Source organism: Alteromonas sp. CH_MED4-4 (genome assembly GCF_037029575.1).
GTDB classification, from domain to species: Bacteria; Pseudomonadota; Gammaproteobacteria; order Enterobacterales; family Alteromonadaceae; genus Alteromonas; species Alteromonas macleodii.
Window position 1 is genome coordinate 93,061 of record NZ_JAYMEU010000005.1, and the last position, 12,910, is coordinate 105,970.

Genomic DNA, 12,910 nt, shown 5'->3' on the forward strand with positions numbered 1-12,910 from the left:
CCGCTGTCATGGCATTGTCGTAAATCTGTTATTGCCGTGTCACTTTACATTTGTGTAATAGACTCACGATTCATAAAGGTTTCTTATACATGTCAATTCAGCCTTTACCTTCCATAGCGCCAGCTCGCAGTATTTATTTTGCCGAAGTGCTTATGGCAAGAGCGTCGATTACCCCACAGGACGCTGGTTGCCAAAGTTACCTGATATACAAGCTCGAAAAGCTCGGTTTCTTTTGTGAAAAATACACAATTAATGGTGTGAGCAACCTCGTCGCAAGGTGGGGGCAGGGCCCGAATCACTTTGCATTTAGCGGCCATACTGATGTAGTGCCCCCAGGTCCTCTTGATAAGTGGAAGTCACCGCCTTTTAGTCCCGTAATTAGCAAAAATAAATTATATGGACGTGGTGCTGCCGATATGAAAACAGGCATCGCAGCCATGCTAGCGGCCACAGAGCGAACCATTGCCTCGTTAGATAAGGAAAAGGTCTCTTTCTGGTGGCTAATCACCAGTGATGAAGAAGGGGAGGCGGAGTGGGGCTCTAAATGGATAGCTGAATATTTGGCATCTAAAAATGTCCAGCTTGATATGTGCCTAGTCGGTGAACCTTCTGCATCTGCATCAACCGGCGATACGATTAAGATTGGACGCAGAGGCTCACTTTCCGGCACTATCCATATTGCAGGAAAACAAGGTCACGTGGCTTATCCAAAGACAGCGGTAAATGCTATCCACAAAGCGAGTAACGTGATTAATGCGCTAACACAGCACCCATTTGACAAGGGGAGTGATGATTTCCCTGGTACTTCGCTTCAAATAACACATATGGACACGGGAGGCTTCACTGATAACATAGTGCCTAGTGCTGTTCGTATAGAGTTTAATGTCAGATATTCGTGGCAGTTTAATCAGAACAGTTTATCGGTATTGCTGCGCAGTATTATCAATAGCATTGATACAGAAGCCGAAGTTAGCTTTTCAAGACCCTGTGAAGCTTACTTGAGCAAGCCTAACAGTAACGCGGAGCACTGCTTAATTGCCTGCGTAGAAAAAGCGATAAAGGGCGCTACAGGGCGTTACCCTGTTATCAGTACATCTGGTGGTACTTCTGACGGGCGTTTTTTTGCTAGTGAGCACACACAAGTGGTTGAAGTGGGTGTGCCAAACACCACCATTCACCAAATAAACGAACACATTCATGTGTCTGATTTGCTCACTCTTGAAGATATTTATACCGACATTCTTAAGTATGTTGGCGAGCGATAACGACTTCTGAAATTTTCAGTAAAGCGGAAGGCCATAGAATGAGAAAGGGAGCGTTTGTCAGGCGCTCCCTCTTGCTTAGGCTGTGGCTTTAAGCTGAATGTCGGTTAGATAGCGTTTGCGCTTTTTCTCAGTAAGTGTTTGCATGTCAACTACCACCAGTCCGTCGATACAGTCGTTAAAATCTGGGTCAACATTAAAGCCTAAAAATGCCACCCCGCCGTCTTTAGCCACTTCAGAATACTGCTTATACAGCGTTGGTACGTTTACGCCCATGTTAGCCAGTAAGTGTTTTAGCTGGGTAAATTCAGCCTTGTAGTCGTTACCGGTGAATTGGTGTAGCGCGTCGTTCGCCATTTGATAAGGTCGCTTGCAGGTCGCTTCGCCAAACTTGGCAGGGAAGTACGTGGAATAGAATTGTACCAATAAATCTTTAGCGGGTTCAGGGTAGGCATTACTGAGTGACACCGCACCAAACAGATAGCGATACTTTGGGTAGCGGCTTAAAAATGCCCCGATACCAAACCACAAATAATCTAAACTACGCTTTCCCCAATAGCGAGGCTGGACAAAGCTTCGCCCTAGCTCTAAGCCTTCTTTGAAGAGTTTATCGTTGTCCTTACCGTAATTAAATAAGGTCGCAGAGTAGAGCCCGGTAGGGTGGTCTGGCGCTGTCAAAAGCTCAGCATCGCCAAAGCGGTAGGCACCCACAATTTCTAAATCGTTGTCATCCCAAAGTACAAGGTGATAATAGTGGGAGTCGTATTGATCGATGTCTCTACGCTTGTTGGTACCTTCGCCCACGGCTCGAAACGCCACTTCGCGCAGGCGGCCAATCTCTCGCATAATCGGTGAACAGCTTTTGTGTTGGTATAGGTAAATAGATTTTCCGTCGCCAGTTTCACCTAAATGTTCGCAGTCTCGCATAGCGCGGGCCAGTTCTTTTCTGTCTTCTGGCATGGCAATAGAAGCCTGGGTTTCAAATACGCCTTTCTTGTTACTGCCAATGCGATACAAGTGGCGCTTAAACAGCTTTACCTGCTCTTTTAGCGGTATATTGGTTTGCTGGTACGCTTCAAATGGAATAAGTTCGCCAATGCGCATAGGTAAATGCTTCTTACGCTGTTTGAACATCTCTTTAACGAGCAGCGCGGTGGCTAATGGCTTGTATACCATGGAAACGCCGTAAAAAAGCGGGCTATTTTTCGCGTCTATATAAACTGGCAATATTGGTGCTTTTGCTTGCTTTGCAATGCGTAAAAAACCTGTGTGCCATCTGGTGTCGCGAACACCTTGCGGGCGTAATCGAGAAACTTCACCGGCTGGAAAAATCAGTATGGCGCCGTCGCTGTTAAGGTGTTTTTGAATTGCCGATAAATGCTGTTTTGGTGTGCCTCCCTGCATATTGTTTACAGGTAACAGCATATCGTGAAGCGGTTCAATGGCCATAAGCATTTCATTGGCGACCACTTTCAAGTCGTGACGTACTTCACTAACCAGCTTTATAAGCGCAAGTGCGTCGAGTGAGCCAATCGGATGGTTAGCAATAATCACCACTCTACCTTCACTTGGAATGCGTTCTTTTTCTACATCGCGGGTGGAGTAGCTGATATTAAAATATTCCAGCACTTGCTCTACGAAATCGATATCTTCGTAATGCGGATATGCTTCACCAAATTCGGTAATTTCACGTTCGTGAAGAAGGTGCCTTAAGACGAATGACAGCGACTTAAATAGAATGGGGTTATTTGCTACTTGAGGGTAATGCTTGTTCAGTACGTCGTTTACAGTAAACATAGAACCTGTTTCTCTTCTGGTTTTGGCGAACAATAGCAGGGCAATGTGACGCTTTTCACACAGTTTTATGGCAGTTATTTGACAGTGTTAAAAAGTTGTAACTATGACCTGTTAACCTATGATGTGGGGCACAGGTCAGCAGGCCCTAGCCTTTATGGATGGGTTTGGAATTCACCTGTTGCTTGGTGAGTAGCAAAAGTCAGGGGCCGTTACAGCCCCATTTGTGTAATGTCAGCTATGCTGCTTCTGAGCGAGAGGTTTTGGTTGTAATTGGTGTTACGGTGGCTGACTCTAATGAATCAAGGTAATGAATAAGAGATAAGTTACCGTTCACGTCTTCTGACAGTGCACTGCAGTTTTCTATCCAGTCCCCATCATTAATGTAGTGAATGCCGTTTTCAAAGCTGCTTTCAGGGTGATGAATATGGCCACACACAACACCGTCGAGCCCCATTTCATCGGCGCGCCTGCAGCATGCTTCTCGATAACGGGCGATGGCTTCATTCGCTCCTTTAATGTGTTTTTTAATATAGCCCGCAAGTGACCAGTATTCTCGCTTGCGCCACGCGCGTAGGCGATTAAACTCTCTATTTAGAAAAAGCAAAAGGTCGTAACCTTTATCGCCAATCCACGCATGGAATTTGCCCATAGTTACATCGCCATCGAACTGATCGCCATGTAAGACTAAATAACGCTTCCCTTGTGCTGTGGTGTGAACCAACTCTCGCTCTATTTCTATATCACCGAAAGCCATACCAGAATAAGACTGAATTGGTTCATCGTGGTTGCCGGGTAAGTACACCACACGCGTGCCGTCTTGGCTCATTTGCATGAATTTGTGCATGACTTGATTGTGCGCCTGTGGCCAGCGAAATTGCTTGGTCATTTGCCACATGTCAACGATATCTCCCACCAAATAGAGGGTGTCTACAGTGATGCTATTAAGAAAGGAAAGTAAGTATTCAGCTTTGCAGTCGCGATTTCCTAAATGGATATCAGAAAGCCAAAGTGTTCGATAGTGTGTCTTTTTCATAGCGGTTTCCCAAAGCGATGCCTTGGATCGTCACTATAGGTTTGCAAATTGACACTACCGTGACGCTTGCTTGACCATTGTGTTACAGCAACACAAATACGCGCTATAACCCCAACTTACTCGCCACGTCTAAAAGCCTATCTCGCATCCATACATTCACTAAGTCTTCATCGGCGTGTTTGTGCCAGTACATGTGTACGGGGAGTGGGGGGACGTCAAATGGAAGGGGCAGAATTTCGATATCGAATTTATTACTGAATTGTTGGGCGAATCGCGTTGGCATGGTCAGCAAAAGATCGCATTGGCTAACTACGTTAACGGCGGCAAAGTAGTGTTCACACTGCAATGCGATGTTGCGATGTAAATTGTGCTGAGCAAGGGCTAGATCTACCGTATCTAATTTAGAGTCTTTTAAAGATACAAGCGCATGCTGTGCAACTGAGTAGCTCTTGATACTCGGGTTATCTACGTAGCTATTGCTAGGCGCGCATACCACGACAAACGTTTCTTCGCAGATAAACTGTGAACGAATGTCACGGCTGGTGGGAACTAATGCGTCAATTACGATATCAAGATCTTTAGCGGCTAACGCGGGAGCAAGCTCGGGCCAGGTAACCTGTCTACTATTCACCGTGATATTGGGAGTATGTTTAACAAGCTGAGGAATAAGCACGGGAAAAAATATAGATTCTAAAATATCTCTCAAGCCAAGGTTCACCTGACGGGGTTTATCACTTATATCAAAGCCCACTTTACCTTTTAACGTACTTTCAAGGGTTTCTATTGATTTCACAACCGATGCAATAATGCCTTGGCAAAATGGGGTAGGCACGACTTGTCGTCCATGACGAATAAACAGCGGATCATCAAATTTCTCTCGCAGACGACCTAAGGCGTGACTCACCGCAGGCTGAGTGATATGCAGTGCGTTGGCGGCTTTCGTAATGCTGCCCTGATCGTAGACCGCGCGCAGCACAACAAACAAATTTAGGTCTAATTTTCCATGCATATCATTTATGGGTTTCTATAATAAGGCATCATTTTTATTTATTATTAAACAGAGTACACTGGCTTAAATGTTAATAAAAGGTTTCTTTTATAGAGGCTTCTTTTGTAAGGGGCGTGTGCATGCAGGCATCTGTACTTACCGAGGTGTTGTTACCTCTAGCGTTGGCATTTGTTATGTTTGGTATGGGGCTAACGCTAACCCTTGCAGACTTTGCCCGACTACTTAAAGCACCTAAAGCAGTAATAACGGGTTTTATAGGGCAAATTATATTGCTGCCTATGTTGGCGCTAGGACTGTGCTTTGTTTTTGGTCTACCCGATTATATTGCGGTTGGTGTCATGGTTTTAGCGGCATGCCCAGGCGGCACGACCAGTAATTTAATCAGCCACATCGCAAAAGCAAATCTGGCCCTTTCAGTAAGCTTAACCGCTATTTCTACCATCGCTTGCGTTTTCTCAACGCCCTTTATCATTCAATTTGCTCTTGATTACTTTGTAAAAGAAAACGCGCCAGACTTTTCTATTATTCAAACAGTGCTCGGGCTGGTTGGTATATCAATTGTACCGGTCATTTTAGGCATGACTATTCGTCGCTTTAACAGCAGGTTTGCCACTAAAACTGAAAGCTTCTTCCGGCAGTTCTCTATGTACTTCATGTTGCTTATGATTGTGGGCGTGCTGGTTTCAGAAAGAAACAATTTAGCCGCGTCCTTTGAAAGCGCGTTTTTGGTTTGCTTAACGTTAAATTTATCATCGGTATTGTTAGGACTCGGGCTTGCTAAGCTTTCAAACCTAGCATTTAAAGACTCGCTCACGCTGGCCATTGAAATAGGCGTGCAAAACGCGGCGCTTGCAATGCTGATATGTATTACCTTTTTAGATGCGCCTGATTACGCGATTGCACCTGGTGTATATGGCGTAGCAATGTACATCGGGCCCGCACTATTGGCCCTGTGGGCAAAACGAAAAATGCGTGACGAACAGCCATCAGTGCCACTGCAAAAGACGGAATCAGTTTGATTGGATTGATAAGGCGGTCAACTAGAAAGAATAGTGAAGTACTGATTAGCGCTTAACACAATAAAGCGCAACTAAACATAAACGCCGATACAAGAATAATGAAACAAGAACAGTTAGGAAACACATCATGCGCGTATTGATTACCGGTGGCGCTACCGGCTTAGGTCAGGCCATTGCCCTTAAGTGGGCGGAAAAGTGGGCAGGCAAAGACGAGGGGTTAGATATTTGCATTGCCGACATTAACCAAGAAAGAGGCGAAGAAACAGTAAATACGCTATCCGCCCAAGGTGCCAATGCGTTTTACATCCATTGCGATATAACCTCTGAAAATGATGTTCAAACGTTAGCGAGCACTTTGGAAACTCGCTGGGGCGGTGTTGATATCGTATTTAACAATGCGGGTGTTGCTTCTGGTGGCAGCCTTTTAGATGAGAGCATTGAGCAATGGCAGTGGGTGTTTGATATTAATGTGTTAGGCATGGTGAGAGTCAGTCGTGCACTCTTACCGTTAATGCGAGAGCAAGGCGGCGGCTATTTCATTAATATTGCATCGCAAGCGGGGCTAACGCCTATTCCTTATATGGGAAGTTATAACGCGGTTAAAGCTGCAGTCGTGTCGTTTTCTGAAACCATGAAGTTGGAATTAGCACCTGACAATATTGACGTTAGTGTAGTTTGTCCAAGCTTCTTCAAAACGAATTTAGATGAGTCGATGCGAAGCAGCAACCCAGCGTCGCACAAAATGCTCAATAAGTTCTTTGCCAAAGCAGACATGACGAAAGAAGACGTGGCTGAGTCCATATTTCAGCAAGTCGATAAAAAGCAGTTTCTTATTCTTACCCATAAACTGGGTAAACGCGCTTTCCTGTTAAAGAAGCTGCTGCCAACCCAGCGTTATATCAAAAATATGCTCAATCAAACGAAGATGATGAAGCGTGCAATGGAAAAGCAAATTTAAAGCAAATTTAAAGCAAATTTAAAGCAAAATTAGGTAAAACGGAAACGCGCTCACCTGTGTTTGTCGCCAAGCTATCTGAAGATAATTGTCGAGCTGCTCTTGTACAGGCACAAACAGAAGTATCTTCTAGCCAAAGATTGTGAGTTAGCACTTTGAATAGGCCCTTTGAAACAGAATTACAAGAAGAATGAGATATGCAACAACAGGTCGTAGATAAAGCTGACAGCGTACGTGCAGGCGAAGAGCTAGACGTCAGCGCTGTACACAATTGGCTTAAGGAAAATATTAGTGCCTCGAGTCCATCATTGAAGGCCACGATACAAAGTAGCGATAGCTTGCCTCAAGTCACCCAGTATTCTGGGGGCGCTTCTAATTGGACGTACTGCTTGGACTATCAAGGCAGTAAACAAAACCAGAGCGAAAAAACGTCGTTAATTTTGCGTCGGGCACCAGCAGGTACTAAAGCTAAAGGTGCTCACGATATGGGGCGGGAGTTTCGATTACAGCATGCGTTAAAGCCTGTTTATCGCTATGTGCCAGAGATGCTTGGACTTTGTGAAGACGAGAGCGTTATGGGCACAGAGTTTTACGTAATGGAGAAGTTTACCGGCGTGATACCACGTAAGAACTTACCCAAAGGCTTAAACACGTCTGAGCAGCAAACCAAACAGCTCTGCACTAATGTACTTGATAGCTTAATCGAGCTTCATAAAGTGGATTATAAGAAAGCGGGGCTTGAGCACTTAGGTAAAGGTGCTGGCTACATAGAACGCCAAATAAGCGGGTGGAGCGAACGCTATAGTAAAGCAAAAACCTGGAATGTCCCCTCGGGTAAAAAAATAATGCGCTGGCTAGAAAACCACATGCCCGCTAATGAACGCATTTGTATTACCCACAATGACTTCCGATTCGACAACGTGGTGTTAAAGCCAGATAACTATACGCAAATTATCGGTGTGTTGGACTGGGAACTGGCGACCTTGGGCGACCCGCTTATGGATTTGGGTAATACCTTGGCGTATTGGGTACAAGCGGATGATGACTTTTTGGCTCAATCAACACGCCGCCAGCCTACTCACTTACCCGGTATGCTAACTCGAAAGCAGGTGGTTGCGTACTACTGCAAAGAGATGGAAATAGATGTAGATGATTTTACCTTTTACGAGGTATACGGGCTTTTCCGTTTAGCCGGTATTGCCCAGCAAATTTACTATCGATACCACCACAAGCAAACCAATAATCCAGCGTTTAAAAACTTTTGGATCTTCATTCATTACTTAATGTGGCGTTGTAATAAGGCCATAAAAGCATCAGGAAAACGATAATGACAACAAGACGCAATATTCTGATCACAGGCGCGAGTTCAGGCCTAGGCAAGGGAATGGCGATTGAGTTTGCCAAACAGGGTTGTAACCTAGCCCTATGCGCAAGACGCTTTGAGAATTTAGAAAAATTGAAAGACGAATTGCATTCAATTAACCCAAACATTGACGTGTATATTCGCTCGCTGGATGTCAATGATCACGATACGGTTTTTGAAGTATTCGACGCATTCAAAGCCGACATGGGAACCCTTGATAGAGTCATTGTGAACGCAGGCATGGGCAAGGGCGCGTCTATTGGCACTGGGTATTTCCACGCTAACAAGCAAACGGCGGTGACTAACTTTGTGTCGGCGCTAGCACAATGTGAAGCGGCAATGGCTATCTTTAGGGCACAAAATAGTGGTCATCTTGTGACGATTTCATCTATAAGCGCGGTGCGCGGGTTTAGACGCGCCATGACAGTATACGCGGCAACGAAAGCGGGCCTTACATCTATGACTGAAGGCATTCGAATGGATGTAATGAATACGCCAATTAACGTCACCTGTATTCACCCCGGTTTTATTCGCAGCGAAATAAACGAAAAGGTGGAAAAAGTACCGTTTATTGTTGATACCGATGTGGGCTGTCGCGCGATGGTCAATGCAATCAATAAAGAAAAAGCGAATGCGTTTGTGCCAAGCTGGCCGTGGGCCATCCTTCACTGGATCATGCGTATTGCACCGGCAAGCTCAATAAGGAAGATGAGCTGATAAGTGGATAGCTGGGGGAGGAACACACCGCAAAGACTTTTTATCTAGTGACAAAGCTCGCCTAGTGGTGGGCTTTATGCCTTTAAGTCTAAATTTGGAATCAGTAACCCATGCTAGTTAGCGTCGATTACAGATACAAAAAAAGCGCCGAAGGGCGCTTTTTTAACTACTAATCGTAAAGATTAACCTAGTGCTTTGATTTGTGCAGCTAGACGGCTCTTATGACGAGCAGCTTTGTTCTTGTGAATCAAGCCTTTAGTAGCCATTCTGTCAAGTACTGGAGTAGCAGCAGTAAGTGCAGCTTGTGCCGCTTCTTTGTCACCGCTTGCAATTGCAGCGATAACTTTCTTGATGCTTGTACGAGTCATTGAACGACGGCTAGCGTTGTGCTGACGACGCTTTTCGGCTTGGATTGCACGCTTCTTAGCAGACTTAATGTTAGCCAAGGTGTAACTCCCAAAATAAATTCATGTCAAAAACGAGGGTGCGGATTGTGCCTACCAAACGCCCAAATGTCAAACGATTTAAAACTTAAATCGTTCCGCGTTAAAACGCGCAAGCTATTGAACACAAAGTATGCTCAACACGTTGCACATTCTTTGCGACATTTCTCTGCGACATTTTTTGAAAGAGATTCGTAGTGATATTCTTTCAAGACATTTTAGCGATAGACATGCATAAACGACAGCACCCCATACCGGGCGCGGATTATAACAAGAAAGTTGTTAAAGATGCACAACTATTTTGAAGAAATCGTTTCGCCTGCGATAGCCTTTAGTTATTATGGCTCGCTTGCAACCTAGCGTTGCCGCTTTGCGGTTAGCAGACGCCTTTGACTATCTTTCAAATGGCTGATGCTATTCAGCCTATTCTTTACCTCTTATTGGAAGTGTGACGTGTCACGGAAGTTAATAAAATCTGGTCTTATCGTCAGTATTATGACCTTGGTCTCGCGAGTATTAGGCTTGGTACGTGATGTTGTTGTTGCCAAGCTTATGGGCGATGGAGCAGCCGCTGATGTATTTTTCTTTGCTAACAAAATTCCTAATTTTCTTCGTCGTCTATTCGCTGAAGGTGCATTTGCACAAGCGTTTATTCCGGTATTAACCGAAGTCCACGAGAACGACGATAAAAAGCAGCTTAGAGAGTTCGTTGCAAAAGTCAGCGGTACATTAGGCGCTATTGTTTTTGTAGTTTCTATTATAGGGGTAATAGCATCTCCTGTTTTGGCGGCTTTATTTGGTACAGGCTGGTTTGTGGCGTGGCTCGAAGGGGACGAGGCCGGAGATAAGTTTGTGCTCGCGTCGACCATGTTAAAAATTACCTTTCCTTATTTGGCGTTTATCTCTCTGACTGGGTTGGCAGGGGCGATACTCAATACGCTCAATAAGTTTGCGGTTGCTGCCTTCACCCCCGTTTTACTTAACGTATGCATTATTGCATGCGCAATATACTTAGCACCTACGCTTAATCAACCCGCATACGCGCTAGCGTGGGGTGTGTTTATCGGCGGTATTGTACAGTTCTTGTTTCAACTACCGTTTTTGTTCAGGGCAGGGCTCTTGGTAAAGCCAAAGTGGGGCTGGCATGACGAAAACGTGGTAAAAGTACGCACTCTGATGATCCCAGCCTTATTCGGTGTGTCAGTAGGGCAAATCAATTTGTTGTTTGATACCTTCATCGCCAGCTTTTTAGTTACCGGTTCTATTAGCTGGTTATACTATTCAGACAGGCTGCTTGAATTTCCCCTAGGGTTGTTTGGTATTGCCATCGCAACAGTCATTTTACCTACGCTATCCCGAAACCACGTTAGTAATAACCCCAAAGCGTTTGCTGCGAATATCGATTGGGCGTTTCGCATGGTGTGTTTATTAGGCATACCTGCTGCAGTGGGGCTTGGCGTGATGGCAAGGCCTATTTTGACCGTTATTTTTCAGCGGGGCGCGTTTACTGCAGAAACCGCCATTATGGCGTCTTACTCGCTTACCGCGTACTCGTTTGGCTTGCTCAGCTTTATGCTGGTAAAAATTCTTGCACCAGGGTTTTATTCCCGCCAAGACACCAAGACGCCAGTGAAATTTGGTATTTGGTGTATGGTCGCAAACATGGTGTTTAACCTTATTTTAGCGATTCCGTTTGGTTATGTAGGGCTTGCTGTCGCTACCAGTATGTCAGCTACGCTTAACGCCGCTTTGCTTTATATTACGCTGCATAAACAAGGTGTATTTGCGTTAAGCCGCACATCGGTTTTGTTTATTGCCCGTGTGGTTATTGCAAGTGCTGCCATGGGCGGGCTTATTTATTATCGCGATCAAGGCTTAGCTTTCTTTGAATTGTCTCTTTCCGCCCAAATGTTAGAGGTAGGAATAACCATTTCGCTGTCGGTTATATTGTTTGTGACCACCATGGTGGTGCTGGGCATGCGACCCAGGCATTTCAGAAGCGGCGGCGATTAGTATTCAATAGATGCGAAATAGAGCATGGAGCCAGAATGGCCCGTGTGCTTGGTATTGTGCTCGCGGTCGGCTATAATCGCGAGCTTTGATTTTCTAGCAGTTAAAAGGTAGTGGCTAACAGTGGAATTTATCCGCGGGCTAAACAATGTAAAACCGCACCATAAAGGGTGTGTGCTCACTATTGGCAAGTTCGACGGCGTACACCGTGGTCATCAAGCTGTGTTGGCTAACGTGCTTGAAAAAGCGAAATCGCTATCACTTCCTGCCACCGTAATGGTGTTCGAACCTCAGCCTGAAGAAGTCTTTATGCCTGATAAAGCACCAGCGCGTATAAGCCCTCTTCGCGAAAAGTACGAGTTGCTGCGCCAACAAGGTGTCGACAGACTGCTTGCTGTGCGATTTAACGCGGAGTTTGCTAAGCAAAGTGCCGATACCTTCGTTCACGATTTATTGGTGGACAAACTGGGTGTTAAATTTCTTGTTGTTGGCGACGATTTCCGTTTTGGCAATGGCCGCAAAGGGGATTTCGAAATGCTCGAGGCGGCAGGTCGCCAATACGGTTTCGAAGTAGTAAGCACCCACAGTTTTACCATGCATGCCCATCGAATAAGCTCTACCGCGGTGCGAGAAGCGTTGGCTGACAGCGACTTCGGTTTGTCTACCGAAATGCTAGGGCGCCCGTTTGCTATTCACGGTAGGGTGGTTCACGGCGAGAAAAAAGGTCGCACCATTGGTTTTCCCACCGCGAATGTCATGCTAAAACGCCAAAAAACGCCAATTCAGGGCGTGTTCGCAGTTCGTGTCGACGTAGATGGTAAACACTATAACGGCGTTGCGAACATTGGTACCCGTCCTACTGTTAACGGGGTAAGAAACCAGTTAGAAGTCCATATTTTTGATTTGTCATCTGACCTTTACGGCAAGCCAATTACGGTGTTTCCGATGGCAAAAATAAGAGATGAAATTAAATTTGATTCTTTTGAGGCGTTGAAAGATCAAATTCAAGCAGATGCAGCACAAGCGCGTCTGTTATTAGCATAGTTAAACGTGATAAAGTCACGAAAAGTTTTTGCGCGTATCAGTTTTATTGAGCTCGATTTTTTTAAACGTGGATCCTTGTTCGCGAAACGCGTAAGTAAGTCACTGTGCTAGAACATTTAACGTCAGCCTTGCGCTAGTAAGAACGACACACAGTTTTACGTTGAACCTTTTACATTCAGCGTTTTAATTTGAACATCGCAAAATGAATATCGCCTTCACAATGTGTTAGTGCATTGGGTGAAAATTAAGGTAACCGGA

The 12,910-nt window shown here is 45.1% G+C and carries 11 protein-coding genes; 7 read left to right on the top strand and 4 right to left on the bottom strand.

The features are described from left to right. The first annotated feature begins 89 nt into the window (after positions 1-89). On the top strand, positions 90-1,265 hold the full coding sequence (dapE, locus tag WA381_RS05375) for a succinyl-diaminopimelate desuccinylase (RefSeq protein WP_156086658.1): 1,176 nt from the start codon (positions 90-92) through the stop codon (positions 1,263-1,265). Positions 1,266-1,340: 75 nt separating this feature from the next. On the opposite strand, the gene WA381_RS05380 is transcribed toward dapE, so the two are convergent. The 3 genes from WA381_RS05380 to WA381_RS05390 all read right to left on the bottom strand — a co-directional run bounded on the left by WA381_RS05380 (position 1,341) and on the right by WA381_RS05390 (position 5,101). Continuing rightward, positions 1,341-3,059: a GNAT family N-acyltransferase gene (locus WA381_RS05380; RefSeq protein WP_049586632.1), complete on the bottom strand. Its 1,719-nt coding sequence runs from the start codon at positions 3,057-3,059 to the stop codon at positions 1,341-1,343. A 235-nt stretch (positions 3,060-3,294) separates the two neighbouring features. After that, entirely contained in the window at positions 3,295-4,092 is a 798-nt protein-coding gene (locus WA381_RS05385) for a UDP-2,3-diacylglucosamine diphosphatase (protein ID WP_014979808.1), read from the bottom strand. A gap of 103 nt (positions 4,093-4,195) precedes the next feature. Then, positions 4,196-5,101, bottom strand: a complete 906-nt coding sequence (locus WA381_RS05390; RefSeq protein WP_101565259.1) for a LysR family transcriptional regulator — start codon at positions 5,099-5,101, stop codon at positions 4,196-4,198. Between the two features lie 119 nt (positions 5,102-5,220). Between WA381_RS05390 and WA381_RS05395 the strand changes: the two genes are divergently transcribed. From WA381_RS05395 to WA381_RS05410, 4 genes are all read left to right on the top strand, one after another. Next, a complete protein-coding gene (locus WA381_RS05395; RefSeq protein WP_156086657.1) occupies positions 5,221-6,120 on the top strand; it encodes a bile acid:sodium symporter family protein in 900 nt (299 codons plus the stop codon). Between the two features lie 127 nt (positions 6,121-6,247). Continuing rightward, the gene (locus WA381_RS05400) at positions 6,248-7,078 is read left to right on the top strand and encodes an SDR family oxidoreductase (RefSeq protein ID WP_156086656.1); all 831 of its coding nucleotides are present in this window, start codon (positions 6,248-6,250) and stop codon (positions 7,076-7,078) included. Between the two features lie 194 nt (positions 7,079-7,272). Then, on the top strand, positions 7,273-8,403 hold the full coding sequence (locus WA381_RS05405) for a phosphotransferase family protein (RefSeq protein ID WP_156086655.1): 1,131 nt from the start codon (positions 7,273-7,275) through the stop codon (positions 8,401-8,403). Next, positions 8,403-9,155 (top strand): SDR family oxidoreductase, encoded by a 753-nt coding sequence (locus WA381_RS05410; RefSeq protein WP_039228321.1) that lies wholly within the window; start codon positions 8,403-8,405, stop codon positions 9,153-9,155. Before WA381_RS05405 ends, WA381_RS05410 begins: the two co-directional genes overlap by 1 nt. A 182-nt stretch (positions 9,156-9,337) precedes the next feature. Here the strand turns inward: WA381_RS05410 and rpsT are convergent, their stop codons facing one another. Beyond that, on the bottom strand, positions 9,338-9,601 hold the full coding sequence (gene rpsT, locus WA381_RS05415; protein ID WP_014950134.1) for a 30S ribosomal protein S20: 264 nt from the start codon (positions 9,599-9,601) through the stop codon (positions 9,338-9,340). Positions 9,602-10,051: 450 nt separating this feature from the next. Between rpsT and murJ the strand changes: the two genes are divergently transcribed. Together murJ and ribF are read left to right on the top strand one after the other, a co-directional pair. Then, entirely contained in the window at positions 10,052-11,611 is a 1,560-nt protein-coding gene (murJ, locus tag WA381_RS05420) for a murein biosynthesis integral membrane protein MurJ (RefSeq protein WP_110289220.1), read from the top strand. 120 nt (positions 11,612-11,731) lie between these two features. Further along, a complete protein-coding gene (gene ribF / locus WA381_RS05425) occupies positions 11,732-12,652 on the top strand; it encodes a bifunctional riboflavin kinase/FAD synthetase (protein WP_156086654.1) in 921 nt (306 codons plus the stop codon). Positions 12,653-12,910: the final 258 nt, after the last annotated feature.

Excerpts from the sequence above, each read along its gene's own strand:
- WA381_RS05410 (WP_039228321.1), top strand. The coding sequence starts at position 8,403 with ATGACAACAAGACGCAATATTCTGATCACAGGCGCGAGTTCAGGCCTA.
- WA381_RS05395 (WP_156086657.1), top strand. The coding sequence starts at position 5,221 with ATGCAGGCATCTGTACTTACCGAGGTGTTGTTACCTCTAGCGTTGGCA.
- WA381_RS05405 (WP_156086655.1), top strand. The coding sequence starts at position 7,273 with ATGCAACAACAGGTCGTAGATAAAGCTGACAGCGTACGTGCAGGCGAA.
- WA381_RS05400 (WP_156086656.1), top strand. The coding sequence starts at position 6,248 with ATGCGCGTATTGATTACCGGTGGCGCTACCGGCTTAGGTCAGGCCATT.
- dapE (WP_156086658.1), top strand. The coding sequence starts at position 90 with ATGTCAATTCAGCCTTTACCTTCCATAGCGCCAGCTCGCAGTATTTAT.
- WA381_RS05380 (WP_049586632.1), bottom strand. The coding sequence starts at position 3,059 with ATGTTTACTGTAAACGACGTACTGAACAAGCATTACCCTCAAGTAGCA.
- WA381_RS05390 (WP_101565259.1), bottom strand. The coding sequence starts at position 5,101 with ATGCATGGAAAATTAGACCTAAATTTGTTTGTTGTGCTGCGCGCGGTC.
- WA381_RS05385 (WP_014979808.1), bottom strand. The coding sequence starts at position 4,092 with ATGAAAAAGACACACTATCGAACACTTTGGCTTTCTGATATCCATTTA.